Source organism: Streptomyces sp. NBC_01216 (assembly GCF_035994945.1).
Lineage (GTDB): Bacteria > Actinomycetota > Actinomycetes > Streptomycetales > Streptomycetaceae > Streptomyces.
This window is the reverse complement of record NZ_CP108680.1, coordinates 81,192-107,176: the sequence shown is the minus strand read 5'-3', so window position 1 is coordinate 107,176 and position 25,985 is coordinate 81,192. Positions and strand designations below refer to the sequence as shown.

Annotated in this window: 20 protein-coding genes; 12 read left to right on the top strand and 8 right to left on the bottom strand. The window is 71.7% G+C overall.

Features of this window, described 5'->3' with window-relative positions; all coding sequences use genetic code 11:
- The first annotated feature begins 542 nt into the window (after nt 1-542).
- From OG393_RS35360 to OG393_RS35350, 3 genes are all read left to right on the top strand, one after another.
- Nucleotides 543-1,505, top strand: a complete 963-nt coding sequence (locus OG393_RS35360; protein WP_327379175.1) for an oxidoreductase — start codon at nt 543-545, stop codon at nt 1,503-1,505.
- Nucleotides 1,502-1,729 carry a hypothetical protein gene (locus OG393_RS35355; RefSeq protein ID WP_327379168.1) on the top strand — a complete coding sequence of 76 codons (228 nt, stop codon included), beginning with the start codon at nt 1,502-1,504 and terminating at the stop codon, nt 1,727-1,729. Before OG393_RS35360 ends, OG393_RS35355 begins: the two co-directional genes overlap by 4 nt.
- A gap of 165 nt (nt 1,730-1,894) precedes the next feature.
- Nucleotides 1,895-2,896 carry a hypothetical protein gene (locus OG393_RS35350; protein WP_362948782.1) on the top strand — a complete coding sequence of 334 codons (1,002 nt, stop codon included), beginning with the start codon at nt 1,895-1,897 and terminating at the stop codon, nt 2,894-2,896.
- A 70-nt stretch (nt 2,897-2,966) separates the two neighbouring features.
- Here the strand turns inward: OG393_RS35350 and OG393_RS35345 are convergent, their stop codons facing one another.
- The gene (locus OG393_RS35345; RefSeq protein WP_327379166.1) at nt 2,967-3,338 is read right to left on the bottom strand and encodes a hypothetical protein; all 372 of its coding nucleotides are present in this window, start codon (nt 3,336-3,338) and stop codon (nt 2,967-2,969) included.
- A 185-nt stretch (nt 3,339-3,523) separates the two neighbouring features.
- Complete coding sequence (locus OG393_RS35340; RefSeq protein WP_327379165.1) at nt 3,524-3,733, bottom strand: tautomerase family protein; 210 nt, start codon at nt 3,731-3,733, stop codon at nt 3,524-3,526.
- A gap of 830 nt (nt 3,734-4,563) precedes the next feature.
- Between OG393_RS35340 and OG393_RS35335 the strand changes: the two genes are divergently transcribed.
- Complete coding sequence (locus tag OG393_RS35335) at nt 4,564-6,408, top strand: NAD(P)H-dependent oxidoreductase (protein ID WP_327379164.1); 1,845 nt, start codon at nt 4,564-4,566, stop codon at nt 6,406-6,408.
- A gap of 55 nt (nt 6,409-6,463) precedes the next feature.
- Here OG393_RS35335 and OG393_RS35330 read toward each other — a convergent pair whose 3' ends face one another.
- From OG393_RS35330 to OG393_RS35320, 3 genes are all read right to left on the bottom strand, one after another.
- The gene (locus OG393_RS35330; protein ID WP_327379163.1) at nt 6,464-7,840 is read right to left on the bottom strand and encodes a class I adenylate-forming enzyme family protein; all 1,377 of its coding nucleotides are present in this window, start codon (nt 7,838-7,840) and stop codon (nt 6,464-6,466) included.
- On the bottom strand, nt 7,837-9,540 hold the full coding sequence (locus OG393_RS35325; RefSeq protein WP_327379162.1) for a thiamine pyrophosphate-binding protein: 1,704 nt from the start codon (nt 9,538-9,540) through the stop codon (nt 7,837-7,839). The genes OG393_RS35330 and OG393_RS35325 overlap by 4 nt, the downstream gene beginning before the upstream one ends.
- 189 nt (nt 9,541-9,729) lie before the next feature.
- Nucleotides 9,730-10,998 (bottom strand): aldehyde dehydrogenase family protein, encoded by a 1,269-nt coding sequence (locus OG393_RS35320; RefSeq protein WP_327379161.1) that lies wholly within the window; start codon nt 10,996-10,998, stop codon nt 9,730-9,732.
- Between the two features lie 394 nt (nt 10,999-11,392).
- Between OG393_RS35320 and OG393_RS35315 the strand changes: the two genes are divergently transcribed.
- Both OG393_RS35315 and OG393_RS35310 read left to right on the top strand, forming a co-directional pair.
- Nucleotides 11,393-12,328: a GNAT family N-acetyltransferase gene (locus OG393_RS35315; RefSeq protein ID WP_327379160.1), complete on the top strand. Its 936-nt coding sequence runs from the start codon at nt 11,393-11,395 to the stop codon at nt 12,326-12,328.
- Between the two features lie 303 nt (nt 12,329-12,631).
- Nucleotides 12,632-13,882 carry an ATP-grasp domain-containing protein gene (locus OG393_RS35310; RefSeq protein ID WP_327379159.1) on the top strand — a complete coding sequence of 417 codons (1,251 nt, stop codon included), beginning with the start codon at nt 12,632-12,634 and terminating at the stop codon, nt 13,880-13,882.
- A 126-nt stretch (nt 13,883-14,008) separates the two neighbouring features.
- Here OG393_RS35310 and OG393_RS35305 read toward each other — a convergent pair whose 3' ends face one another.
- Nucleotides 14,009-15,028 carry an alkylhydroperoxidase gene (locus OG393_RS35305; protein WP_327379158.1) on the bottom strand — a complete coding sequence of 340 codons (1,020 nt, stop codon included), beginning with the start codon at nt 15,026-15,028 and terminating at the stop codon, nt 14,009-14,011.
- Between the two features lie 30 nt (nt 15,029-15,058).
- On the bottom strand, nt 15,059-16,549 hold the full coding sequence (locus OG393_RS35300; protein WP_327379157.1) for a multicopper oxidase family protein: 1,491 nt from the start codon (nt 16,547-16,549) through the stop codon (nt 15,059-15,061).
- 199 nt (nt 16,550-16,748) lie between these two features.
- Between OG393_RS35300 and OG393_RS35295 the strand changes: the two genes are divergently transcribed.
- The 4 genes from OG393_RS35295 (at nt 16,749) to OG393_RS35280 (ending at nt 22,559) form a co-directional block, all read left to right on the top strand.
- Nucleotides 16,749-17,576: an SAM-dependent methyltransferase gene (locus OG393_RS35295; RefSeq protein ID WP_327379156.1), complete on the top strand. Its 828-nt coding sequence runs from the start codon at nt 16,749-16,751 to the stop codon at nt 17,574-17,576.
- Between the two features lie 166 nt (nt 17,577-17,742).
- Nucleotides 17,743-19,137: an FAD-binding oxidoreductase gene (locus OG393_RS35290; RefSeq protein ID WP_327379155.1), complete on the top strand. Its 1,395-nt coding sequence runs from the start codon at nt 17,743-17,745 to the stop codon at nt 19,135-19,137.
- A 115-nt stretch (nt 19,138-19,252) separates the two neighbouring features.
- On the top strand, nt 19,253-20,842 hold the full coding sequence (locus OG393_RS35285) for an MFS transporter (protein ID WP_442817460.1): 1,590 nt from the start codon (nt 19,253-19,255) through the stop codon (nt 20,840-20,842).
- Between the two features lie 118 nt (nt 20,843-20,960).
- Nucleotides 20,961-22,559 (top strand): MFS transporter, encoded by a 1,599-nt coding sequence (locus OG393_RS35280; protein WP_327379174.1) that lies wholly within the window; start codon nt 20,961-20,963, stop codon nt 22,557-22,559.
- A 118-nt stretch (nt 22,560-22,677) separates the two neighbouring features.
- Here the strand turns inward: OG393_RS35280 and OG393_RS35275 are convergent, their stop codons facing one another.
- A complete protein-coding gene (locus tag OG393_RS35275; RefSeq protein ID WP_327379153.1) occupies nt 22,678-23,883 on the bottom strand; it encodes an acyltransferase family protein in 1,206 nt (401 codons plus the stop codon).
- Between the two features lie 228 nt (nt 23,884-24,111).
- On the opposite strand from OG393_RS35275, the gene OG393_RS35270 reads away from it, so the two are divergent.
- Nucleotides 24,112-25,182, top strand: coding sequence for a DUF2855 family protein (locus OG393_RS35270; protein WP_327379152.1), 1,071 nt, complete (start codon nt 24,112-24,114; stop codon nt 25,180-25,182).
- A gap of 44 nt (nt 25,183-25,226) precedes the next feature.
- The gene (locus OG393_RS35265; RefSeq protein ID WP_327379151.1) at nt 25,227-25,985 is read left to right on the top strand and encodes a DUF2306 domain-containing protein; all 759 of its coding nucleotides are present in this window, start codon (nt 25,227-25,229) and stop codon (nt 25,983-25,985) included.

Sequence of the window (25,985 nt, the reverse complement as noted above, 5' to 3'; positions counted from 1 at the left end):
CATCGCTGCGCGATGGGCAAGCGAACCACCGCGCTGCGCGCGATGGTTGTGCTCCCGCTGCGCGGGAGCACATGTGGGAGCTCAGCGCGGAAGTAGGTTGGACCGCTGCGCGGGGGCACCTGGTGGACCGCTGTGCGGCCCACTCACTTCTGATGCTGCGCACCAGAAGTGATGCTCCGTCCGCTGCGCTCCCGGAGCTGGGCAGTCTCTTCCTCTGCTGGAACGGGCAGTCTTCCGTTCGTCTGTTGTGCGGGATGGATGGTGCTCTATCCGCTGACATACCTGCCTCACATGTTGATGCTGTATGTAAGTTTGGTATCCAGTGAGTAGACCCCTTTCCTTGTGAGACTGGCCGGCCGAAGGCCGCATGCGCTGTCGGGTGTCGAGATCCGCACATGGGGAGTGGCCGGTCCGTGTTCCGGATGCGGACGATGAAGTATGCCCGTCGGCGCCCGGCAGACAAGAACGCATCGTCACTCGTGGTGATGCCGCGGCGTGCTGACGCCTCGTTCTCGTTCGCGTTGTCTATTTTGGAGGGCGATATGAGCTGGTCCCTCGCACACGTTCCGGACCAGAGCGGGAGAACCGTTCTGGTCACCGGCGCTTCCGGCGGTATCGGGCTGGAGACGAGCCGGGTGTTCGCGGCCCGCGGGGCGCATGTCGTCCTTGCCTGCCGCAGTGTGGAGCGGGGTCAGGTGGCGGCCTCGCGTATCGCCGGGAGTACCGAGGTCGTACGTCTGGACCTCGTGTCGCTGGACTCCGTGCGGGAGGCCGCGGCCGAGGTGCGCGGACGGCATGGGCGTCTGGATCTGCTGATCAACAATGCGGGGGTGATGTTCCCGGAATACCGGCGGACCGCCGATGGCTTCGAGGCTCACTTCGGCGTGAATCATCTCGGGCATTTCGCTCTCACCGGCTTGTTGCTTGATCTGATGACGGCGGTGCCGGGTTCCAGGGTGGTGACCGTCGCGAGTCTCGCGCACCGCGTCGGCTGGGGTGGTTTCGACGCGGACCTGGCCAAGTCCGCGACCGGGCGGCGTTCCGCGACGGCGTACGGACGCTCCAAGCTCGCGAACCTGCTGTTCGCCCGGGAGTTGCAGCACCGGCTCGCGGTGGCGGGCGCGGCGACGGTGTCGGTGGCCGCGCATCCCGGGCTGTCGCCGACCGGTCTGTGGCACGGTGACCCTCCGCCGCTGCTTCGGCCGGTGGCCGCCGCGGGCTTGCGCTGGCTGGCTCAGCCAGCGGAACAGGCTGCGTGGCCTTCGTTGCGGGCAGCCACGGATCCGCGAGTGGCTGGTGGTTCCTACCTCGGTCCCCGGCAGCGTTTCGAAAGCCGGGGGACGCCGGTGCCGGCACGCTCCAGCAGGGCTTCTCGTGACGAGGCGGCAAGGGCCCGGCTGTGGGACCTCTCGCAGGAGCTGACCGGGGTGCGGTACGAGGTGCGCCCGGAGAGACTGCCGGAATCCCCGGTGTCGGTCTGTCCCGTGACGGGGGTTCGGGCATGAGCGCGGGCGTGGGTGACGGGATCGCGGCAGGTGTCGGCGCGGGTATCGACGGCGGGCGGCGTTTTCGCTCGGTCGCGAGCTGGGCGTGGATGTGGCGCAGCTTCGACATGGCCTTGCCGGAGGTGACGGGAGCGGCGTGGAGTTCGGGTCCCTCGGTCACCTGGGTGCCGGTGGTTCCGGGACTGTCGGAGGAGGACGGTCCGGAGGATCTACGGGCCGCTTAGGTGCTCGGGTCCAGGCGTGCCCGGGGTCTTTCGGGGAGGTGCATGTCATGAAGTGGGGGTCAGAGGTTCTTGCCGTGTGCGCAGTTCCTCGGTGGTGGCCCATGGGGGTGTCGACGGGCCTAACGTGACGGTCCGTTCCCCACACTTCTGGAAAGGCGATTCGTCATGGCGCAGACGGCGCAGCGTCCTGCCCCGGCACCGGCCGGGCCCGTGCGGGACATGGGTAGCAGCTCTCGCACATCCTCGTTCTTCTTCAACGGTCATGTGCCGCGCCGCCGGGCGCTGGTCATCCTGGTGAGTGCGTTGTTCGGCTTCGCGCTGACGGTGGTGTGGTCGGCGCAGTTCGTCGACCGGACCATCGGGGACAACGTGGCGGACTCCCTACTGGGTCACCACGCCAAGGGGGAGCCGATCGCGGGCGCCCTGGCGGGTATCGCGTTCGCGTTGGCGACTGGTATCGCCGGTACGTTCACCGCGTGCAACGTCGCCGTGTTCAGTGCGCTCGCGCCGCTGGCCGGGGGGCGGTCGTCGTCCCGGCGGGGGCGGATGGCCGCCGCGTTGCGCCCGTTGGCGCAGCTCGCGCTCGGTGCGCTCATCGTGTCCTCGGTGTACGGGGCGGTCGTGGCGCTGGCCGGTACCGGTATGCCGCAGTTCGGGGACCAGGGCGGTGGTGGCGGAGGGTTCTCCGGGCGGCTGATTCAGGCGATGGTGGTCTTCGGGCTCCTCGGTGTGGTCATGACGTACCTGGGGCTGGCGGCACTGGGAATGGTGCGTGACCCGCTGGCGCGGATCTCGGAGCGCTATCCCGGGGCGCCGATGCTGTTCATGGGCGGTCTGATCGGGGCGTTCCTGATCGGACGTCCGTTCGCGCTGTTCCGTCAGTTGTTCCGGGACGCGGCCGAGAGCCACAACGCCTTGTACGGGGCGGCGTCGTTCGCTCTGCAGAGTCTCGGCAACATCGTGGTGATGGCCGTGGTGTTCCTGTTGGTGACCGGTCTCCTCGGGGACCGGCTGCACCAGTGGATGACGCGGCGGCCGAGCCGGGCTTCGGCTCTGATGGCGGCGTCGTTCATCGCCGCAGGGGTGTTCATGGTTCTCTACTGGGATGTACGGATCCTGGCCCGTCGTGAGCTGATCTGGTACCCGATCGCGCCCTGGGCTGCCTGAGCGGGGGCGGGAAGGGCCCGGTCGGGGGCGCGTGCTGGGTCTCCGACCGGGCCCCCGTTGGTGTGGGCGGTCAGACGGTCTGGTGGGCGGCGACGGCGCCGACGAGTTCGCCCGCCTGGTCGATGATGTCGAAGGCGGCGCAGTAGGGGTCGTCCAGGACGGGAACGAGGTCGGCGAGGGCCTGGGCGAGGCGCCCGCCATTGTCGTGGGTCATCGCGAGATTGCCCTCCCACAGGGCGACGCGGATACGGCGAGAGGTCAGGAGGCCGTCTCCGGCGGTCGAGGTGAGCAGCATGTCGGCGACACGGCTTTCCAACGTGGTGGGGCGCCACTCTCCGGTGCGGAAGTCGGTCATGAGGTCATCGAGGAGGCCGCGGGCGCGTTCGACGGTGAGCGGCTCCGGGAAGAAGTCGCCCTCGGTGCGGACAGTGGCGGAGGACATGTCGTTTCCTTTCAGGGGCGGTCAGGTGGGGCCGGCGGCCGTACGCCGGAGGCGCGGTCCGTGTGACGCGCGGTGGGGTAGTGGAGTTCACGGGTCTGCGGGGTGTGGGCCGCTGTGTGAGTGAGGGTCGGTTGGTGCGGGCCGCCGCCCTGCGGAGCCGGATGGGTGCGCTCCAGGGCCGTTGACTACCGCGGGTCCCAGGGTGAGCGGGGTTGTTCGTCGGCCAGATGCCCGGCGTTGCCCCAGTGATCCGGGGAGACATCACGGACGATGACGGTCACCGCGTCGTCCGGGCAGCCCGAGACCCGTGTGACGACGTCCGTGATCCCCGCCACCAGTTCCTTTCGGGCTGTTCGGTCATTGCCCTGCCACCAGTTGACAGTGATCACCGGCATGTCAGCGGTCCTTTTCTCCAGATCCGTTCGCGACGCGGGCGTGGCGGCATGAGAATCGCGGTCCGCCGACGCGCTCACAAGCGGGCTGGGCGGAGGAATCACGACTTGAACAAGTCGACCGTTTTCCCCGGGTGGTGCCCTGGGCCGGGAAATCGGAGTTGGTGAAGTCGCCGTGCATTCACAGGGCCTGTTGCCCGGATTTCACCCGGCGTGATGTGATCGGCGCCGTCCTGCCCGGCTGTTGCCGGGTGTCCTCCCGTGGCGGATGCGGGGTGCCGCGCTCCGATGCCCACGTGGTCCGCACGCCACGGGAGAAAAGGGCCTCTGACGTTTCGGAAGGAATGCTGGTGTCCCTCTTCGACATTCGCAGGGTCGGCGGGCGAGACGACACTGAGGTGACGGGTGTCGGCGTGCCGGTAGAGGACCACGGCAGGAAGAACTTCTCGCTGAAGAACGGCGCGTGACCATGCGGGCCCGCCATGACCACCAGACGTCCGACAGCGCGGTCTGAGGCCGTGTCTCACGAAGGGGCAGCCACCGTCGGCCTCGTCGCCGAGGAGCGGCCGTCCGGACACCACGGGCCGGTACAGGCGGTGTCCACCGGTGCGACCCATCGCCCCCGCTCGCTGCACGGGCCCCCGGCAGGACACGCCCACACCGCGCCGGACCGCTGGCCGCTGCCTCCCCCGCACCGTCCAAAGCGCGGCAGGGAGCCCACCGAGCGGCGTGACGCCCCGAACACGCCTGCTTCGGCGGACACCCGTGGCGGAGAGCTGAGGGCTTCGGCCGGCACACAGACGGCGGCGGTCGCCGCCCGGAAGGGATGAGGCATGGCCAGAAGACGGTCCGTGGTGGTGGCGGGCGGCGGCATCGGGGGGCTTGCGACGGCTGCGGGCCTGGCCTCCCGCGGCATCGACGTCACCGTCCTCGAACGGGCGGGCCGGATCGGAGCGGGCGGCTCCGGTCTGGTGATCTACTCCAACGGAGTCCGGGCCTGCGACGCGTTGAGCGCGCAGCTCGGCGCCCGTATCCGGGCCATCGGACACGTCACCGGTCCGGGCGAGGTCCGGATGCTGATGGACGCCGAGGGCACGGTCCTCGCCGAGGAACAGATAGGTGCCACGGCCGTCGCGCTGGGTGCCCCGCAGGTTCCGGTGCTGCGTTCCGCCCTGCACCGGGCTCTGCTCGACGAGGCCCTCACCGCGGGGGCGGCGGTGCGTCCGGCCACAACCGTCGCGGACTACACCCACGCCGACGACGCGGTCACCGTGACGCTGTCAGACGGGGAGACGGTCGACTGCGAGGCTCTGGTGGGCGCCGACGGGATGCGTTCGGCGGTCCGGGCGCGGATGCTGGGCGACGGCTCACCGCAGTACCGCGGCTACACCTCGGTGCGCGGGCGCACCCGCGGTTCCGTCCTCGGGCAGTGCGCTCACGTGGTCAGCGGCCCTGGCATCCAGCTGTTCGTGACACCGGTCGGCGGGAACACCCTGTGCTGGACCGCCAGGATCACCGCGCCGTCCGGCCTGTGGCCCGCGTTGGGCGCGGTCGGCGCCCGGCAGTCGCTGGTAGCCGCCCTGGACGGCTGGTACGGGCCCGTCGTCGACCTGGTGGCGGACGCCGATCCCGACGACCTCGTCGTGACCGACATCTACGACCGGGACCCCGCACCGCGCTGGGTCGACGGCCGGGTCGCCCTGCTCGGGGACGCCGCGCATCCGATGGTCCCGGCCCTGGGACAGGGCGCCAACCTGGCGTTGGAGGACGCGTCGGTACTCGCCGAGGCACTGGCTTCGCCGGCCGAGGTCCCCGATGCCCTCGCCGCGTACGCGGCGGAGCGAATGGACCGGGCGGCGGCGGTGGTACTGGCCTCGCGCCGTCAGGACACCCTCGACCACGGCCCCGGCCTCTCGGGAGCGGAGCGGCGCGACGCACCGATGAGATCCGCGGTCCGCAGGGACACCGAGCTCGTCGAGATCCTCGGCTGGCGGCCCCGTCCCGGACGCCCGCCCCGGACCGCCACACCGGGCCCGACCGCCACACCCGGCCCGATGACCACCGTCCGTACGGAGAAGAGGGAGACAGCCATGAGATCGCCGCACATCGTGCTGATCAGCGGATCGCTGCGCACGGGATCGACCTCCGACCAGGTGGCGCAGTGGTGCGCTCGCCGATGCACCGAGCAGGGCGCGACCGCGCGGGTCTTCACCGGTGCGGAAGTCGACTTTCCGGCGTACCGGCCGGGGCTGGCCGAGACGCACGACGGGGCGGCCACGCTCCTGCAGGAGCTGCGCGCCGCCGACGGCGTGATCCTGGTGTCGCCGACGTACCACGCCTCTGTCTCGGGACTGCTGAAGAACGCCCTGGACTACGTGAACGACATCGGCGGGCCCGTGCCCTATCTGGAGGGGCGCGCGATCGGCACGGTCGCGGTGGGCGCGGGCGCTCAGGGAGCGGTCTCGACACTGGCCACGCTGCGGACGGTCGGGCACGCACTGCGCGGCTGGCCGACACCGGTGGGCGTGGCCGTCGCCCAGGTGCCGGCGGAACCGTCCGCGGGCGGTGCCGAAGCCGGTTCGGACGCGGCCCGGCTGATCGAGATGGTGTCCCAGGCGGTGTGGCTGGGCGGGGCACGCAGCACGGCCCGTACACCGGTGCTGGGTGCCGTCGCCTGAACGACGTTCGAGCGCGGGGGCGCCGCCGTGGAAGCGGGCCTGCCGGCGGCGGTGTTCAGGCCGCCGCCGGGAGGTCGGCGCCGGCCCAAGCACGGAGACGTACCCGATCGTGCTTACCGCTGCCGGTACGGGGCAGAGCGGTCATGACACGGACGGTGCGCGGACGTACGTGCGGCGGGAGCCGTCGGCGGCACTCGGCGGTGACACGGCCCGCCACAGCGGCGGTGTCGGCGTCCGGGCTCTCCACGAACGCCCACACGGTGTCACCGCGGTCGCCGTGGCGGACACCGACGACGGCGGCGTCCGCCACACCCGCGGCCGTACGCACCGCGTCCTCGACGACCGTGAGGGCGACCGTCTCGCCGTGGACGACGAGGACCTCCTTGACGCGTCCGGCGACGGTGAGCCGCCCGTCGGCGGAGAGACGGCCGGTGTCTCCGGTACGCAGCCAGCCGTCCGGAGTGAACGCGGTGCGGTCGAGGGTGCCGGTGAGCGGGTCGAGGTGGCCGAGCATCAGGCTGGGGCTGTCGATCTCGATCTCGTGGGCGGGCCCGGTCACCCGGGCCCGGACCCCGTCGAGGAGCCGCCCCACGGTGCCGCGGCGCAGGTCGCCGGGGGCGTTCAGGGCGACGTTCGGCCCGGCCTCGCTGAGCCCGTAGCCGTCGTGCAGCGGCGCGCCGGTGATCGTGAGGAAGTCGTCATAGAGGGTGGTCGTCAGGACGTCGCCGCCGCAGCCGCGGATCCGGGGGCCCGCCAGTAGACGTGCCGACTCGGAATCCCTGGCCGCCTCCGTCGCAAGCATCCGGTACATGGTGGGCACGCCGTCCAGCGCGGTGATGCCCTCTGTCGCGAGGCGGGAGAGCAGTCCGCGCAGGTGGAATCCCGTCTCGGCGTACAGATGGGCGCCGGTGGCCCGCCAGACCCTCAGGACACTGTGGCCGTAGGCGTGGCGCAGTGGCAGCGGGAGCAGCAGCCGGTCGTCGGCGGTGATCCGCATCCGGGCGGCGGTGGCTCCGGCCTGGTGAGCGAGGGCGGCGGCGGAGACCGCGACCGCCTTGGGGTCGCCGGAGCTGCCGGAAGTCCAGAAGACGGTCGCGGCCCGCTGGGGGAGGTCAAGGGGGCGGACGGTCGTGCCGGTGACGTAGGGGTCCCCCGAAGGAAGGGCGCGGACCGCGGCGGCCGGGGCGATGTGGCGGGCGGGCGCCGCGCCATCGAGCAGCAGGGGCGCGCCGACGGTGTCGGCGGCGAGCGTGGCGACGACGGCGGTCAGCGGATGGTCGCAGGCAAGGGCGGCGGCGCGGCCCGGTCCGGCTCCGGCCGCGGCGAGTTCGCGGGCCGTACGGGCCACCAGCCTGGCCAGGTGGGCGGGCGGGACGTGAGTCCCGTCGATGGTCAGGCGCGGCAGTCGGGGGGCTGCCGGGCGGCGGGTCATGCCGCGGTCCGGGCCGTCGGGGCGGGGGCGAACACGCGTCGGACGCCGACAGGCACGTCGTCATCGCGGACGGGGACCGTGAGAACGGTGACCCGGCCCTCAGCGTGGGCGCGGGTCGCGTCGGCGAGGGCGGCGGCGAGTTCGGCGGCCGTGGTGCAGTGGGCCGTACGGCCGCCGAGAGCGCGGACCGCGGCGTCGGTGTGGGAAGGGGCGGTGAAGCGGGTGAGGACGTCGGATGCTTCCTCGGAGGCGCGGACGAAGCGAGGCCAGCCGTAGCCGCCGTTGTCGAGGACCAGGACGGTCAGGCCGAGGTGCTCCTCGATCGCGGTCGGTAGTGCCGCCAGCCCCATCTCGAACGCGCCGTCGCCGCAGACGAGGACGGTCCGCCGGGAGCGGTCCGCGAGGGCGGCGCCGACGGCCGCGGGCAGCCCGAAGCCGACCATCGTCTGTTCGCCGGGGGTGATGACACGGGCCCCGTCGTCCACGGACACCACCGGGTAGTGGTAGCCCCACATGTCGTGCAGTCCGTTCTCCTGCACGAGGGTGGCGTCGCGGCCCACGGCCCGCTGGAGGAGGCGCAGCGCGTGGGTGACCGTCAGCTTCGAGCGGTGTGGAACGGCCGGTGCGGGGTGGCGGGTGCGCATCTCCTCGCGTACCGACGCCACGTCGGCCTGGCGGGCGGCGCCGTGACCGGTTGCCGCCGGCGGGCGGGCTTCCAGTACGGAGGCGAGTTGTTCGGCGACGACGGCGGCGTCGCCGAGCAGAGCGACCTCGGGTTCCAGAGCTGTGAGGAAGGCGGCGGGATCGATGTCGACGTGGACGAGTGTCGTCTCCGCGAGGGTGTCCCAGCCCATGCGTGCGGTCTCCTCGATCCGGGAGCCGATCGCGAGGACCACGTCGGCACTGGCGAGCAGGCGGTCCGCGGGAGGTGTGGTGTAGAGGCCCACCAGGCCGCAGGAGAGGGGGTGTTCCTCGTCGAGGACGCCTCGGCCGGCCGCGGTGGTGAAGACGGGCGCGCCCAACAGTTCGACCAGTCGGCGTACGGCGGGCCCCGCGTCGGCGGGCTTGCAGCCACCGCCGGCGACGACGACGGGATGGCGGGCCGCGGCGAGCAGCCCGGCGGCCCGGTGGACCTCCCGGGTGTCGGCGGCGAACCGCAGGCGCCGTACGGGTGGGGCGGGGCGGTGTTCGGGTGCCGGGGCCCGCAGGACCTCGTCTGCTATCTCCACCAGAACGATGCCGGGGCCTCCGTTGACGGCGAGGTGGACGGCCCGGCGCAGCGCCCAGGTCAGCTGTCGTGGGTCTTCCACGAGGACGTTCCACTTCGTCAGGGGCCGGGCCATGGCCGCCTGGTCGGTGTGCTGGAAGGCGCCACGGCCGATGCCGAGGACGGGGACCCGAGTAGTGACGACGATGATCGGGGCGCCCAGGGAGGATGCCTCCAGCAGGCCGCTGAGGGCGTTGGCGAAACTCGGGCCGGAGGTGACGGCGAGGACGGCGGGCCGGCCGGAGACAGCTGCGTGGCCGATGGCCGCGCATGCGCCGGCGCGCTGGTCGCGCACCGTGAGCACGTGCAGGGTGGGCACGGACCGGGCCGCGTCCATCAGTCCGGGTTCGTCGGAGGGGAGGCCCACGACGATGTCGCACCCCGCATCGGCGAGGGTCAGGGCGGCGACGTTCCAGGGGTGGGTCTCGGTCACGGCTGCTCCTCGGCGTGGTGGTGGGGCGACGGTCGACGGGCCGGTCGGGGTCGGGACGATCGGTCCAGGGGTAATCGATGGGCCGGGACGGGGGCACCGGTCACGGCGGCCCTGGTGGGCGTCGCCGGCCGGTGGGTTTCACGAGGGTGGACCGATGGTGCGGCGGCCGGGGGTGTGGCGGAGAGGGTGTCACCGGCCGGCTCCGGGGCTCGTTTCGGCGGAGAGCAGCAGGGGGCGGCCGGTGGTCCTGCCGTGGCGGCGTACGCCTCCGGCGCGCGGGCCGTAGCCGCCGAACGGCCGGTTGCCGTCCTCCGCGTCGAAGGTGATCCGCTCCTCGCAGACGACGCTGGTCGAGAGGCGGGTCGCCCCGGCGAGGGCCGGTTCCCCGAAGACGGAGACGTACATGCCGCGGGCGGTCTCCTCGGCGGAGTGCAGCCAGCCGGCGAGTCGGCGGGGGTCGTCGTACTCCATCGTGAGAACGACCGGGGAGAAGAACTCCGGCGGGTGGAAGTCGCTCCGCCACGGCAGGTGGAGAAGGGTCGGCTCGACGGTGCCGCGGTCCGGATCGGCGTGGCCGCCGCGGACGGTGAACTCGCGGTGCCGGGCGAGGAACCGGGCCGCGCCCTCCGCCGCGTCCGGGTAGACCAGTGGCGCGACCCGGACGCCGGGGTCCCGCCGGTCGCCGACGCGGACCGCGGCGAGCGCGTCGGCGATCCGGGGGACGACCTCATGGGTGAGTGAGCGGTGGATGAAGACGATGTCGGTGCACAGACAGTCCTGGCCCGCGTTGTACAGCCGGGCGTCGAGCACGGCGCGGCAGACCGTGTCGGGGTCCGCCCGGGGGCCGACGACCACCGGGTTGGGACCCGAGCCGAAGGTGAGGAGCAGGGTGTCGTCGGGCAGGTGGGCGGCGACGGTCTCGGCGTTGTCGGGCCGGCCGGTGAAGACGACGGCGTCGGAGCGGGCGCAGTCGGCGAGGAACTCACGCTGGGTGGCGGGGGCCATGACGATCCGGCCGCCGCCTCGGCCGGTCAGGTGCGGAGCGAGGATCTCGTGGACGGCCAGCGCGGCGGACGCGACCCGGGCCGAAGGACGCAGGCGGACCTCGTCGGTGTAGAGCGACGGAATCACGCCGAACAGGATGTAGGAGTACAGGAGGTTGTTGGACGGCAGGAACGCGGCCAGGCGGCCGAGCCGGCGGGGGGCGTTGCGCCGGAGTTCCCACGGGGCGCCGGACAGGGCACGCAGCGACCGGAGGATCTCGTCCGCGGCGGCCTGTGCGGTGGCGACGCCGGTCAGGACGGGCAGCAGTTCGTCCCGGCTCCGCAGGAGCGCGCCCAGGTACCCGTGGACGAGGGAGTCGGTGCTGGCGGTGGCTGTCGTGGCGTGCTCACGCCGGGTTGTGGGGCCGGGTGGAGGGGCCGTTCCCGGTTTCGTCTCGATCACGTCGCTGTGCATGCGCGTACCCCCTCGCGGCCGCCCGTGGCCTGGGCTTGGGTGAGGAAGCGTCCTTGACTCGGCGGCCCGCGCGCATCTCGGTTCGTGCGCTTTTGGGAACAGGCGGGCGAACTGGGTGAGCATTCTCGGAGAACGGCCGCGGTGAGGCGCCAAGTAGCATCCGAAACACGTTGTCCGGGAACCCGATCGGCATCGTGACCGGCCGTCCGAGGAGAAAGGTGGAGCGCTGTGCAGCGTCGCGCAACGCGTTTCGGCTCCGCCCTCTCCCCGGTCGTCTCGCATTCCGGGGTGTCGCCCGCCGACAACCGCCCGCGCCGCCGACCCGGCGCGGGCGGCCCCGGACACTCCGGCCCGACCGCCGGACCCGACTCCCCAGGAAGGGGGGAACGAACCCATGACCACGCACGGACGGCTCACCGTCAAGAGCGCGGCCGAGGTCCCTGTGGACAGCCTGGTGCGCCTGGTGAGATCCCATGAGAAGAGCATCACGGGGACGGCGATGCGTACGCGTGAGGACATCCTTCCCGACACCGCCGCTCCGGGGTACGGGATGAACAACTGGTGCCTGACCGGGGCCGACGGGGAGGTGGTCGCCTGGGCGTCGCTGACGCCGCGCGGCGACACCCTCGACGGCATGCTCACCGCACTACCGGGCCGGCACGGCGAGAGCGCGGCGCGCGCGCTGATGTGCCTCCTCCTGGACCGGGCCGACGAGCTCGCCGCGCAACACGGTCGGCGTTTCGCCTTCACCGTGAGCGGTGTGCTGAGCGGCGACCCGGTGGTGCCGACGGTGCTGCAGGAGGCGGGGTTCGTGCCGTCCTTCACCACGGCGCAGTTCGACATCGACCTGTCGGTTCCGCCGCTGCCGCCGCTGCCGCCCGAGGACGGGGTCATCCGTCGGGCCGACGGTCACGACGACGGCGTCCTGCACGAGTTGCATCTGCGGAGCCGGGCGTCGGGGCCCCGGACCGAGGACGCGCGGGCGTTCCGCACCCGTCTGCGGGAGCTCCGGGAGGACGGCGGCGTGGTGCTGCTGCTGGAGGTGTCCGGTCGTCCCGCCGGATACGTCCTGGCACGGGCCGCCAAGCGGGAGGGCCGCGTGCTCGAAGTCGTCGTGGCGCCTGCCTTCCGGGGATTGGGCATCGGTCTCGCCCTGCTCACCGCCGTTCTCGCCGAACTGCGCGCGGACGGCTGCGGCCGTGCGTTGGTGACCCTGGACACGGGGGACCTGTACGACCCCGGAGCGCTCTGCCGCGTCCTCACCGTGCAGGGCGCGCACGCGGTCACCCGGTACCGCATGTCGGCGAACCTGACAGCCGGACTCGACTGAACGAGCGCGCACGACCGATCCCCCGCACAGCGGAACCGACGTCACTCCGGAACCGACCGCGCCACGGCCGGTCGTCCGCTCGCCGTGCCCGTGGGCGCGGCGTTCGGAAGAGAGGGACAGTGATCCCGACCGAGCCCTGTCCCGACGTCCGACGCAAACGATACCTACTCGCCGCCGCCTCGAAAGCGGTCGTCCTGGCCTCGGTGCGTCTTCGGTAAGTCGGTTCCGTACAAGGGAGGTTCACCCGCCGCGGGGGCCTTCCCAACCGCCATTGCCGAGCCGTACGAGAACGGAGCACCCGTCATGACGCACCCCGGAGCAGCGAAGCGGCTGCTGATGGTGATGCCCCACAGCGGGCAGGTTCGCAAGGCCGCGGAGGCGGGCTTCGAGGTCTGGGTGGTAGGGGACCCGTCGCTGCGCGGGCGGGCGTATCTCGACGAGGTCGCCGAGCACGCGCGGGAGGTGGTGTCGACCGGCGTCGGCGACGAGCGGGAGCTGCGCGCCCTGATCGCCCGTACGGTGCGCGTCCATGACATCGACACTGTCCTGTACCTGGGGGGTGCGGGGGCCGTCGGGCCGGCCGTCGCCGAGGCCGAGAGGCTCGGGGTCTCTCCCAACCCCGCGTCGGCGGTCGTGCCGCTCGACGACAAGTCGGCGATGCGGGCTCTGCTGTCACGGCACGGTCTCTCCCCGGTCCGTTCGGAAACGGTACCGACCGTCTCGGGGGTCGCGGCTGCCGTCGCCCGGCTGTCAGGGCCGGTCGTGGTCGAACCAGCCCGCGCGTCCGGAGACCTCGGCGTCGCGCTGATCCGTGACCCGGCCGGGCTGGAGGAGTGGTCCGAGCGCGTGGCGGACACCGGGCCGGACGGACCGTATGTGGTCGAGGAGTACCTGGAAGGGCCGGAGTTCGGTGTGGAGACGCTCTCCGCCGACGGCGTGCACCAGGTCGTCGGCATCACCGCCAAGCGCACCACGGGTGGCCCGTACTTCGTGGCGACCGAGCACGTGTATCCGGCGCCGCTCGGCCCGGTCGAGCGGGCCTCCGTCCACGCGGTCGTGACCGGTCTGCTGGACCTGGCCGGCTACCGCTTCGGCCCAGCGCACACCGAGGTAGTCCTCACCCGCCTCGGCCCCCGTATCGTCGGCGCGCGGGCCCGGTCGGGCGGAGACCTGATCCCGCTGCTCGTCGAGACCGCTTCGGACTTCGATGTCGAGGCCGGTGTCTTCCGGCTCCTCTCCGGTGTCCCGGTCGGGGAGCCGAGGCCCCGGCACACGGTCTCCGTAGGTTTCTTCCTGCTGCCCGCCGGGCGGCTGGAGGCCGTCGAGGGACTCGACGCGATCAGGGCTCTGCCCTACGTGCAGGCGCTGCACTTCCCCTACGTGCCCGGGGACGAGCTGCCGCGCACCACCGGCTCTTCCACCCGGCACGGCTATGTCGTCGTCGACGCGGAGTCGCCCGCCGAGGCCGCGGAGCGCCTCGCCCGGGTGCGCGAGCTGCTGCGGACCCGTGTCCGCGAAGCCGCGGCGGCCCTCCCCGCGGGCACCCCGCGTTGAGTCGGCGGCGAGCGTCCGGCGGGGAGAAGGCGCGCGGGGAGCAGACCACGGCGCTCGGCATTTCGGTACCGGACGGGCCCCTGAGCGCCTGTGTCCGGGGGCCGGCGGACGAGGACTCTCGGAGTCTCAGGCGTGCAGCGGTGCCGCGAGGCGGGCCGTCAGGGTCGTCGCGGTCGTCAGGGCCGCCCAGGAGGTGAGTTCGACGAGCTCCCGGTCCGTGGGGTACCGGTCGCGGAAGGCCGCGACGTCGGCTTCGGTGACCTGGTGCGGAGAGAGCGCGGTCAGCAGGGTGAGCCGGGCGGCGGCGTGGTGGGCCGCGGGCAGGTCGTCCGGCAGACCGTTCAGCCAGGCACGGCTGATGCCGGGCGGGGCACCGTCCCAGGTGTCGAGCCGGCCGGAGAGCAGCGTGCGGACGGGTTCGGGGACCCAGTGGGCGGCGCGGTCGACGGCGGCGCGGGCACGGCTGAGTGCCTGCGCCACGACAGGGCTGGGCGCGGCCCAGGCCAGGTCGGGCGGGAGCGGGGCCTCGGGCAGGAGGTCGAGCGCGGCGCCGGGGGCGAGGGGACCGTCGACCGGGCGCATGGTCCGCGCGACGGTGCGCAGGATGGGGCCGCGCAGGGCGGCCGGTGCGCGTTCGGGTACGGGCGATTCGTCGAGGAAGACGCCGACCATGCGGTTGAGGTAGTGGAAGGTGAGCGCCACCCCGAGGATCTCCGGGGCCTCCTCGGCGGTGAAGGGGGCCGCGCCGCGGGTGTCCGGGGCGGCCCGGAGCCAGGCGGCGGCGTCGGCGCCGGGTGCGCCGGGCGGGGGTGGCGGCAGTGTCTCCACGGTGGCCTGGTGGACGTCCACGCAGTACGCGCAGGAGTTGGCCCGGGAGACCTCGGTGGCCACGGTCTCCTTGGCCATCCGGCCGACCCGGCCTTCGACCAGCAGGGTCTCGCGCAGCAGCAGCCAGCCGGCCGCGAGCGGACCCGGGGCGGCGGAGTGCAGCGCCAGCGGCGGCGCGATCACCCCGAACTCCTTTTCGGCCCGCGCGTACACGGCGGCGGTCACGCCCAGGGCGCGCCCTGGGGCGACCGCCTTCACGTGGTGGATGTCGCGCAGAGAGCCCCGTAGCACGGCCCGCACGAGCGTCCTGGTCGTCATGGTTGCGTCTCCGTTCGACCGGCTGACGGGCTACTGGACGATTTCGAGCTGCGCCATCATGCCGGCGACGTTGTGCTCCTGCATGTGGCAGTGGAACACGTACCGGCCCGGCCAGCCGTTGAAGGTGGCCTGGATGCGCATCCGCTCGCCGGGCCGTACCAGGACGGTGTCCTTGAACCCGGTCTCGCCGGGCAGCGGGGGCTTGCCGTCGCGGTCGAGGACCCGGAACTGCACCAGGTGGACGTGGAAGGTGTGGTCGATGCCGCCGAACTCGGAGTCCACGGTGTCCGCGTTGTATATCTCCCAGATCTCGCTGGTGCCCTCGGTGATCCGGGCGTCGACGCGGTCGGCGTCCCAGGTCAGGTCGTTGATGGCGTAGGCCATCTTGGAGGGCGCCACGCCGAGCTTCATACGACGGGTGGTCGCCGGGGCGGGCAGTGGGGGCAGGCTGCGCAGGGTGGACGGTACCCGGCTGGTGTCGCGGACGCGGCGGGTGACGTCGAAGCGCATGACGGGGCCCTTGGCATCGGAGAGGACGAGCTTGCTGCCGATCGGGTGCCTGCCGAAGTCGACGACGATCTCGATGCGTTCGGCGGGGGCGAGGGTGAGCGAGGTGCACGGGACGGGCTCGGGAAGCAGGCCGCCGTCGGAGCCGATCTGCACCATCTCCACGCCGCCGAGGTCGAGCTGGAAGATCTTGTGGATGGAGGAGTTGAGCAGGCGCAGCCGGTACTTGGCGGCGTCCACCGGGAAGTAGGGCAGGGGTCGCCCGTTGGCCAGGAGTGTGGAACGTGCCTCGGGGTGCTCGACGTCGAGGATCAGGCCGCCGGCGGCGTCGAAGTGGGCGTCACGCAGCATGATCGGGACGTCGTGCCGCCCCCTCGGCAGGCCCAGCCGGCGTTCCTCGGGGCTTTCGAGGAGGTAGAAGCCGTGCATGCCGCGGTAGACGTGCTCGGCTTCCATGTGGTGCGTGTGGTCGTGGTACCAGAGCGTGGAGCCGTCCTGGCGGTTGGGGTAGTCGACGGTGTGGGAGGCGCCGATGCCGATGAGGTCCATCGGGTAGCCGTCGCTCTCCGGCGGGACGTGGCCGCCGTGCAGGTGCACGTTGGCGGGTCTGTCGAGCGCGTTGCGGTACGTCATGCGGACCTTGCGGCCCGTCCTGGCTCGGATGGTGGGGCCGACGAAGGTACCGCCGTAGGTGAGCGCGGGGGTGGTCGTGCCCGGCAGGATCTCGACCTGTGCGGGCCGGAGGTCGAGGGCGTAGACGTCGGTGTCCGCGGTCCGCCGGACGGGCCTGGCCACGTGCGGGACGGGCATGCGGACGCTGAACGGCTGTGCGGCCTGTCGGGGCGAGGCCATCGCGGCCTTGCCCATGCGCAGGATGTGTTCGGACGCGGCGCCCACAGGGGCTTCCGCTGCCGCGGTCACCTCCGGGCGGCTCGCCACCCGGAGGGGCCAGGCCAGGGCGGCGCCGGTCGCCATCACGCCGCCGGCTCCCAGCAGCACACGTCGCTTGAGCATGTCTTCCCTTCGTCGGTCCGCCGGTCCGATCGTGGCACCCGCGCCCCGTGGTCTCCTTCTTCGATCGTGCTCTCCAGCGCCCCCGGGACGACTTCGGCAGACCAGCAACGGCAGAGATGCGGTCGCTCGCGGGAGGCCGAAGGATGAGCCGTCGTGCCGCTCGATGAACGTGTGGCGTCATGAGGGGAGTTGACGGTTGATGCTCGACGTGACGAGTCCGGCGGAGATCGGGAAGCACTACGACGAGCGGGCGCCCATCGGCGACGAGATACGCGGTGGTCAGCTGCACATGTGGTACTGGTACGACCGCGACGACGACGCCCCGCTGCCGGAGGCCGTCCACCGCGTCACCCGCAAGGTCACGGACGTCCTGGGCCTGCGCCCGGGTGAGCACGTCCTGGACGCGGGGTGCGGTTCGGGCGAGGCCGCCCTGTACGTGGCCCGCCGACACGAGGTGCGGGTGACCGGTGTGACAGTGAGCGAGTACGAGCTCGACCGGGCCCGCGAGCGGGCCGGGGCCGCGGGGCTCACCGACGTGGCCGACTTCCGGTACGGCGACTACATGGGGCTGCCGTTCGAGGACGGCTCGTTCGACGCCGTCCTCGCCCTGGAGTCGCTGCAGAACGCGCCCGACCTCGGGCAGGTGCTCGGGGAACTGTTCCGGGTGCTGCGTCCGGGCGGCCGGATCGCCTTCTCGGACTTCAGCCGGGAGGACGCGGGCGGTGAACCGGAGCGGGTGGAGCGGTTCATGACGACGTTGAAGCTGCCTGTGCTGCCGACCCTCCCCCAGTGGCTGGCCTACCTGCGCGCCGCCGGATTCGAGGTCGAGGAGTACACCCAGTGCGGCCCGCGGGTGTTCGGGATGAAGAGCAAGTACCTCCGGGCCGCGATGGACCGGCGCGAGGAGGTGGCCGGGAAGTTCGCCGAGGAGGACATCGCGGAGTTCTCCCGGCTGCACCGGGGGTTCTTCGCTCCTCGCAAGGACCAGATCGGTTATGTCGTCGTGTGCGCCCGCAAGCCCCGCTGACGGCGTTGTTCGAATCCGCAGAGAGCAATACGGAAGATGCGTCGCGCCTTGCCGGCGAACCAGGATGGGGGTGGACATCCCTGACCCCCCACGTGGAGCGTCTGGCGGCCTGTCATGGCCGCGCCGCTCGCCGTGCGGTGGCGCAGCACGAAGAGGAGACGTTTTCATGGTGGACACCCACACGGTCGACGCGCGGGGCACCGTACCGATCGCGCGGTTGCGCGCCCTGGTGACCGGCCGGGTGCTGGTGCCCAGTGACACCGACTACGAGCAGGCGCGCACCGTCTACCTCGGCGGTATGGACCAGCGGCCGGCGGTAATCGTGCAGCCGGCCGACGTCGAGGACGTGGCCAGGGTCGTCACGGTGGCGCGGGAAGGCGGTCTGCCGCTGGCCGTCAAGGGCGGCGGGCACAGCATGTTCTGCCTCAACGACGGCGGCATCGTGCTCGACATGTCGTCCCTGCGGGACCTGAAGATCGACGTCGAGGCGCGTACGGCATGGGCCGGGGCCGGCCTGAACGCGGGCGAGTACAGCGCCGTGGCCGCCGAGCACGGTCTCGTCACCGGATTCGGCGACACCGGAAGCGTCGGCCTCGGCGGTATCACCGTCGGTGGCGGCATCGGTTACCTGGTGCGCAAGTACGGGCTCACCGTCGACGACCTGCTGGCGGCGGAGGTGGTCACCGCCGACGGTGAGCTGTTGCGGGTCGACGCCGAGCACGAGCCGGACCTGTTCTGGGCGATCCGTGGTGGCGGCGGCAACTTCGGTGTGGTGACGCGGCTGAAGTTCCGGCTGCACGAGCTGGGCACCGTCACCGGCGGGATGCTGCTGCTGCCGGCCACCCCGGAGGTCGTCGCCGGCTTCGTCGAGGCGGCGGAGAACGCCCCGGAGGAGCTGTCGACCATCGCGAACGTGATGCCGTCGCCCCCGATGCCGTTCGTCCCGGAGGAACTGCACGGCACGCCCATCATCCTGGCCATCCTGGTCTACGCGGGCGAGGGTGAGGCGGCGGAGGCCGCGCTGGCGCCGTTCCGCGGGCTGGCCACGCCGATCGCCGACATGATGCAGGCGATGCCGTTCCCAGGCGTCTACCCGCCGGAGGAGGAAGGCTTCCACCCGGTCGCCGCCGCCCGCAGCCTGCTCACGGACAGCTTCGGCCTGGACGACGCGAAGCTGGTCCTGGAGCGCGTCGCCGCCTCGAGTGCCGCCATGCCCGCGGTCCAGATCCGGGTGCTCGGCGGCGCCATGGCCCGGGTTCCCGCGGACGCGACCGCCTTCGCGCACCGGGACCGCAAGATCCTCGTCAACGTCGCGGCCATGTACCAGAACCCCGACGAGGCCGAGATCCACACCCGCTGGGCCGACGAGCTGACCGTGGCGCTCCAGAAGGGGGTGCCGGGCGTGTACGTCAACTTCCTCGCCGATGACAGCGAGGCGCGGATCCAGGAGGCGTACCCGCCGGCGACGTGGGAGCGGCTGCGTGCGGTCAAGCGCGCGTACGACCCGACGAACCTCTTCCGTCTGAACAGCAACATCCCGCCCGCCGACGAGCCGTGCTGACGTACGGGACCTCCCACGGAACGATGCGCATCGAAACAGGGCAGCGGCAGCCCGACGACGAAAGGACTGGACCGTGACGACAGACACCGCGCCCCGGGCGGGGCGCCGGGAGTGGATGGGTCTCGCGATCCTCGCTCTCCCGGCCACGCTCGTCTCTTTCGACATGTTCGTGCTGTTGCTGGCGTTGCCTCAGCTCAGTTCGGATCTGGGAGCGAGCAGCACCCAACAACTCTGGATCATGGACATGTACGGGTTCATGGTCGGCGGCCTCCTCGTCACCATGGGCACCCTCGGCGACCGCATCGGACGCCGCCGCCTCCTCCTCATCGGCGCCGTGGTCTTCGGACTCTCCTCCCTCCTCGCCGCCTTCTCCACCACACCAGAGATGCTCATCGCCGCCCGCGCCCTCCTCGGCATCTCCGGCGCCACCCTCGCACCCTCCACCCTCGCCCTCATCAGCAACATGTTCCGCGACCCCAAGCAGATGGGCACCGCCATCGGCATCTGGGCCGGCAGCTTCTCCATCGGCGCCATCGTCGGCCCCATCGCCGGCGGCGCACTCCTCAACCACTTCTGGTGGGGCTCCGTCTTCCTCATCGGCGTCCCCGTCATGATCCTCCTCCTGCTCCTGGGCCCCACCCTCCTGCCCGAATACAAAGCACCCGACGCCGGCCGCCTCGACCTCCCCAGCGTCGCCCTCTCCCTCGCCGCCGTCCTCCCCTTCATCTACGGACTCAAAGAAGCAGCCCGCCAAGGACCCGAACCCCTCCCCCTCACCGCCCTCATCACCGGCATCCTCATCGGCATCCTCTTCATCCGCCGCCAGAAAACCCTCAAAGACCCCCTCCTCGACCTCAGCCTGTTCTCCAGCAAGGCCCTGAGTGGCGCTCTGGTCAGCCTGCTGGCCTTCAGCATGCTCGGCGGCGCGAGCCTGCTCTTCCTGGGTCAGTTCTTCCAGCTGGTGTCCGAGCTGACGCCGCTGCAGGCGGGACTGGCGCTGGTGCCGGGTCTGGTCGTGTCCATCGCGGGCATGTCCTTCGCGCCTTCGCTGGCCCGTACGATCCGGCCCGCGTATCTGATCGCGGGCGGCCTGGTGGTCTCCATCGCCGGATACCTGCTGTACTTCCTGGCGGAGGCGGACTCCAGTCCGGCGCTGCTGATGACCGGTTTCGCCCTGGCAAGCCTGGGTGGCGGTCCGCTGGTGTCGCTCGGCACCAACCTCGTCGTCGGCTCCGCCCCGCCGGAGAAGGCGGGCTCGGCCGCCTCCCTCTCCCAGACCAGCAACGAGTTCGGTGCCGGTCTCGGCATCGCCGTCGTCGGCACGCTGGGTATGGCCGTCTACCGCGACGAGATCTCCGACGCGATGCCGGCCGGCCTTCCGGCCGGTGCGGTCGCCGCGGTCGAGGAGAGCCTCGCGGGCGCCGTGTCGGAAGCCGCCCGGCTGTCCGGCGGTGCGGGTGACGCGCTGCTGTCCGCCGCCCGGGGGGCGTTCGCCGGCGGGGTCAACGCCGTGGGCCTGACGGCGATGATCCTCATGAGTGTCATCGCCCTCACCGTCATCGCGCTGCTCCGGCAGATCCCCGCCTTCGGCGCCCCGCAGGGCGGCGACGGTCCGGGCCAGGACGCGTCGGGCGACCCGTCCGGCGCCCCCTCCGGGGAGCAGTCCGGGGAGCGGGAGGCACCCGTCGCCTCCGCCACGGGCTGACCTCGTACCGCGACAACACCGTGGAGGCCGTGGCTGACGCCGCGGCCTCCTTCCTTTTCCCGAGAGGAATCAGTTCGTGACGACAGACACCGCGCCCCGGGCGGGGCGCCGGGAGTGGATGGGTCTCGCGATCCTGACACTCCCCACACTTCTCGTCTCCTTCGACGTATTCGCCATGTTGCTGGCGTTGCCTCAGCTCAGTTCGGATCTGGGAGCGAGCAGCACCCAACAACTCTGGATCATGGACATGTACGGGTTCATGGTCGGCGGCCTCCTCGTCACCATGGGCACCCTCGGCGACCGCATCGGACGCCGCCGCCTCCTCCTCATCGGCGCCGTGGTCTTCGGACTCTCCTCCCTCCTCGCCGCCTTCTCCACCACACCAGAGATGCTCATCGCCGCCCGCGCCCTCCTCGGCATCTCCGGCGCCACCCTCGCACCCTCCACCCTCGCCCTCATCAGCAACATGTTCCGCGACCCCAAGCAGATGGGCACCGCCATCGGCATCTGGGCCGGCAGCTTCTCCATCGGCGCCATCGTCGGCCCCATCGCCGGCGGCGCACTCCTCAACCACTTCTGGTGGGGCTCCGTCTTCCTCATCGGCGTCCCCGTCATGATCCTCCTCCTGCTCCTGGGCCCCACCCTCCTGCCCGAATACAAAGCACCCGACGCCGGCCGCCTCGACCTCCCCAGCGTCGCCCTCTCCCTCGCCGCCGTCCTCCCCTTCATCTACGGACTCAAAGAAGCAGCCCGCCAAGGACCCGAACCCCTCCCCCTCACCGCCCTCATCACCGGCATCCTCATCGGCATCCTCTTCATCCGCCGCCAGAAAACCCTCAAAGACCCCCTCCTCGACCTCAGCCTGTTCGGCGATGCCTCCTTCAGTACGGCGCTGGTGAGCATGCTCTTCTACAGCATGCTGACCGGCACGACGATGCTGTTCCTTACGCAGTACTTCCAGGCGGTCGACGGAATGACCCCGCTGCAGGCGGGGCTCGGGCTGCTGCCGGGCATGGCCGGGTCGATCGTGGGCATCACCGTCTCCCCGATCCTGGCCCGCAGGATCCGGCCCGCGTATCTGATCGCGGGCGGCCTCGCCCTGGTGGTCGTCGGTTTCGTCCTGCTCTTCCAGGCAGACGCGACGTCCGGGGCTGCCTGGCTGATCGTCGGGTGGGCGTTGAACGGACTCGGTGGCGGTCCGCTGGTGTCGCTCGGCACCAACCTCGTCGTCGGCTCCGCCCCGCCGGAGAAGGCGGGCTCGGCCGCCTCCCTCTCCCAGACCAGCAACGAGTTCGGCTACGGCCTGGGCATCGCCGTCGTCGGCACCCTCGGCACCGCCGTGTACCGCCACGAGATGGCCGGGGCCCTGCCCTCGGGTCTTCCCGCCGGGGTGGCGGACGCCGCCCGGGAGAGCGTCGCGGGAGCCGTGGCCGCGGGCAGCGCCCTGCCGGAGGGACTCGCCGCGCAGGTGCTCGGCCCGGCCGCCGAGGCGTTCACGACCGGCATGCACACGGTCGTGGCTTTGACCGCCGTCCTCCTGACGGGCCTGGCCGTGCTGGTCGCGCGCGTGCTGCGGCATGTCCCGGCACTCGGGGCAGCGGCGCCCGGGGACGCGGGCGGGGACGGACTCGAGGACGGGCACGACGGCTCGACGGAGTCCGGTCAGGGCGCCGACACGCACACTGAACCGGTCGCCGCCACCGCTTCGACGGGCTGACGCCCCCACACGACACGAAGCGCCCGGCCACGCGCGTGCGTGGCCGGGCGCTTCGTCCACCGGAACGGGCCCGGAGCAGGGACAGGCCGGAACAGGGACAGGTCAGAGCAGGGACAGGTCAGAGCAGGGACGGCTCCCGCTTCCGGTCCGGCGTGTCCTCGACGGCGTGCGCCGGGGCCGGCCGGGCCACGCGGGCGGCACGACGGCGGGAGGTACCGAAGCGCCGCATCACGGGGCGCTCGACCAGGGTGAAGAGCAGCCACGACACCAGCAGGGTCGCGGCGAACAGCAGGGCGAGTGTGCCGAGGGCCCTCGGGGTGCCCCAGCTCTCGCCGAAGCCCAGGAGGCGGTGGCCGTATCCGAGGACGAGCTGGTGGGTGAGGTAGAAGGCGAAGGACACCTCACCCAGCCAGACCATGCCCCGGCCGGAGAACCAGGTGCGGCGGCCTTCCGTGTCCGCGCGGGCGGCGGCGGCGATGAGCAGGCCGAGCGGAACGAGCATGATCGCCACCAGGTGGTGGGAGGGCGGGAAGTACGGGGCGACGACGTACGCGGCGACCGTGAGGAGCAGCGCACCACCGAAGCCGAGCGGCAGGCGGCGTCCTTCGGCGACGACGCGCGCCAGGATGATCCCGAAGACGAAGTCGAGGAGCCGGGTCGCCGGGAACTGGTAGACGAACCACATCTCCGCGGAGTTGATGTCCACCATCGGGATCAACGACTGGTCCGGCAGGAACCGGGCGAAGAACGGCACGGCGAAGACGAGGGCCACCACGGCACCGGCCGCCGCCCACAGCCGCTCGGGCCGGATGCGGTTGATCAGCCGCAGCAGGAGCGGGAAGAGCGCGTAGAAGAGCAGTTCGCAGGAGAGTGACCAGGCCACGCCGTTGAAGCTGCCGCGGACGAAGATGTCCGGGGACCAGGACTGCAGCAGGAAGACCTGGAGCAGCGCGGTCCCGCCGTCGAAGGGCATTCCGGCCACCTGGACCAGCAGCACCGCCGCGACGATGAACGTGATCAGGTGGAGCGGGTAGATCTTGAAGAAACGGCGACGCAGGAAGGCCGGGGCGGTGTCGTCGGCACGTGCCGACCAGGCGAGGACGAAACCGCTGAGGATGAAGAAGAACCCGACGCCGGTCCAGCCGCCCTGGTAGACGATCGACTTGTAGACGGACGCGCTGTCCGGGTCGGCGAAGAAGCCCTCGTAGTTGGAGTGGAAGAAGAAGACCAGCGCGGCGGCGATGAACCGCATCCCGGTCAGCGCGGGAAGCCGGGACGGCGCTGTGGCGGTGCCGCTCCTGGATCTCGTCGGTCGGTCTGTCATGGGGCTCGCTTTCCCGTGCGTCTGGCCGGATCAGATCCTCGCGAGGGTGTCAACTCCCCTTTCCTGCAGGCATCTTCGAGATTGCCTGATTCCTGGTCCGGCCGCCCGGCGGGCCGGAACCGGGCCACGACCGCACTCCAGGAGATGCGTCCCGCGCGGCCCCACGTCGACCATGGCCCGGGCGAGCCGAACCGGGGCCGCCGCGGCGATGACGATGGGGAGGCGGACGTGCCTGTTCAGGACACCTGGGATCTGATGGTCCGACGGGACGATCTCACGGCGGCCGAGGTACGGCAGGCTCCCGTGGCCCCGCTGCGTCCGGGTGAAGTGCGCCTGGCGGCCGAGAGATTCGCCCTGACCGCCATCACGGCCACCTATGCCCGTCTGGGCGAGTCCGAACTGCCCTTCTTCGACGCCTTCGCCGGCCCGGAGGGCTACGGTCGCGTCCCGAGCTGGGGCTATGCCCGGGTCGAGGAATCGCGCCACCCCGGGATCGCCGTCGGGACCCGCTACTTCGGCTTCCTGCCCCTGTCGACGCACGTCACCCTCGTGGCCGAGCCGACCGAGCGGGGCTTCGCCGACGTCGCGCCCGAGCGCGACTATCTGCATCCGTGGTACCGCGGCTACCTGCGCGCCGAGGAGCACGACGCGCCTGACGACCACCGCCTGCTGCTCAGGCCGCTGTACCCGGCATCCTTCAACCTCGCCGAGTTCCTCGTCCGCGAGCACCCCGCGACCACCGTCCTGATCACCAGCGCCTCCAGCAAGACCGCCGTGGGCCTGGCCGCTCTGCTGTCCCGTCAGGAAGGCATCACCACCATCGGGGTGACCTCCCCGGGCAACCTCGGCTTCGTCCGGGGCCTGGGCCACTACGACACGGTGACCACCTACGACGATCCGGCCGGGGGCGAGGTCCCCGAGTCCGTCGTGCTCGTCGACTTCACCGGCCAGGCAGGGCGGTTGTTCTCCCTGTACGAACGGTTCGGCTCCGCGCTGAAGGACGCGCTGCTCGTGGGCTACACCCACCCCGGCGCCGAGATCGAACCGCCGGAGGGACTGACCGATCCCGAGCCGTGGATCTTCTTCACGCCGTCCGAGGAGCAGCGGCTCATCGAGAAGGACGGCGAGGACTCCTATCGGACCCGCTACCAGCGGGCCGAGGACGCCCTCGTCAAGGACGCCCGGTCGTGGCTCTCCGTCACCCGGCGATCCGGCCCCGAAGCCCTCGTCGACACATACCGGTCGCTGATCGCCGGCGACCTCCCCGCGCACACGGGCACCGTGGTCGCCCCGCGCTGATCCGTCTCTTCCGTCATCCGTCCCCCGAACGGGAGCGCCGCACCTTGACTCAGACCCAGAGCGCAGAAAGACCCCTCTCCCCGGCCGAAGGAGCCCCCCCGGTCCGCACGGACGGTCCGGCGGCCGGATCGTCCGCGCGGAGCGGTCGCCCGGTCCGCCGGGGCTGGTTCGGCCGCAACTACATCGTCCCGCTGGCCGTGGCCGCCGCTGCCTACCTGCTGTACCAGCTTCCGCCGTACCTGACGCTGGACCCGTCCCGCACGCACATCGCCCTGCAGTTCCCCCTGCACTACACGATCCTGGCCGCGCACGTGCTGACCGGTGCCGTGACGATGGTGACGCTGGTCCTCCAGCTCTGGCCGTGGTTGCGCCGCAAGCATCCGGTGGTGCACCGCTGGAGCGGTCATCTCTACGTGTTCGGCGGGGCGCTGCCGTCGGCGCTGCTGGCGCTGGCCATGTTCCCGGTCGCCTTCAAGCCGGGCAGTGTGGCCGTGCTGATGTCGGGGATCCTGTGGGCGGTGACCTCGGTGGTCGGTTGGGTCCGGGCACGGCAGGGGCGGTACGCCGAGCACCGCCGCTGGATGCTGTACAGCTTCGCGATCGTCTGGGGCCAGACCGTCTGGGGCTTCGTCATCGGCATGACGCTCTTCAGCCTGCCGGCCGCCATCGACGTCACGTACATCTCGGAGGCGGCCCGCTGGGTCGGCTGGGTCGGCAACCTTCTCCTCGTCCACTGGTGGATCGAGCGGACCGCGCGACGCGGGCAGGACCGGGTGTACGGCGGTCGCCGTTCCCGAACCTGA

Excerpts from the sequence above, each read along its gene's own strand:
- OG393_RS35360 (WP_327379175.1), top strand. The coding sequence starts at position 543 with ATGAGCTGGTCCCTCGCACACGTTCCGGACCAGAGCGGGAGAACCGTT.
- OG393_RS35355 (WP_327379168.1), top strand. The coding sequence starts at position 1,502 with ATGAGCGCGGGCGTGGGTGACGGGATCGCGGCAGGTGTCGGCGCGGGT.
- OG393_RS35350 (WP_362948782.1), top strand. The coding sequence starts at position 1,895 with ATGGCGCAGACGGCGCAGCGTCCTGCCCCGGCACCGGCCGGGCCCGTG.
- OG393_RS35345 (WP_327379166.1), bottom strand. The coding sequence starts at position 3,338 with ATGTCCTCCGCCACTGTCCGCACCGAGGGCGACTTCTTCCCGGAGCCG.
- OG393_RS35340 (WP_327379165.1), bottom strand. The coding sequence starts at position 3,733 with ATGCCGGTGATCACTGTCAACTGGTGGCAGGGCAATGACCGAACAGCC.
- OG393_RS35335 (WP_327379164.1), top strand. The coding sequence starts at position 4,564 with ATGGCCAGAAGACGGTCCGTGGTGGTGGCGGGCGGCGGCATCGGGGGG.
- OG393_RS35330 (WP_327379163.1), bottom strand. The coding sequence starts at position 7,840 with ATGACCCGCCGCCCGGCAGCCCCCCGACTGCCGCGCCTGACCATCGAC.
- OG393_RS35320 (WP_327379161.1), bottom strand. The coding sequence starts at position 10,998 with ATGCACAGCGACGTGATCGAGACGAAACCGGGAACGGCCCCTCCACCC.
- OG393_RS35315 (WP_327379160.1), top strand. The coding sequence starts at position 11,393 with ATGACCACGCACGGACGGCTCACCGTCAAGAGCGCGGCCGAGGTCCCT.
- OG393_RS35310 (WP_327379159.1), top strand. The coding sequence starts at position 12,632 with ATGACGCACCCCGGAGCAGCGAAGCGGCTGCTGATGGTGATGCCCCAC.
- OG393_RS35305 (WP_327379158.1), bottom strand. The coding sequence starts at position 15,028 with ATGACGACCAGGACGCTCGTGCGGGCCGTGCTACGGGGCTCTCTGCGC.
- OG393_RS35300 (WP_327379157.1), bottom strand. The coding sequence starts at position 16,549 with ATGCTCAAGCGACGTGTGCTGCTGGGAGCCGGCGGCGTGATGGCGACC.
- OG393_RS35295 (WP_327379156.1), top strand. The coding sequence starts at position 16,749 with ATGCTCGACGTGACGAGTCCGGCGGAGATCGGGAAGCACTACGACGAG.
- OG393_RS35290 (WP_327379155.1), top strand. The coding sequence starts at position 17,743 with ATGGTGGACACCCACACGGTCGACGCGCGGGGCACCGTACCGATCGCG.
- OG393_RS35285 (WP_442817460.1), top strand. The coding sequence starts at position 19,253 with ATGGGTCTCGCGATCCTCGCTCTCCCGGCCACGCTCGTCTCTTTCGAC.
- OG393_RS35280 (WP_327379174.1), top strand. The coding sequence starts at position 20,961 with ATGGGTCTCGCGATCCTGACACTCCCCACACTTCTCGTCTCCTTCGAC.
- OG393_RS35275 (WP_327379153.1), bottom strand. The coding sequence starts at position 23,883 with ATGACAGACCGACCGACGAGATCCAGGAGCGGCACCGCCACAGCGCCG.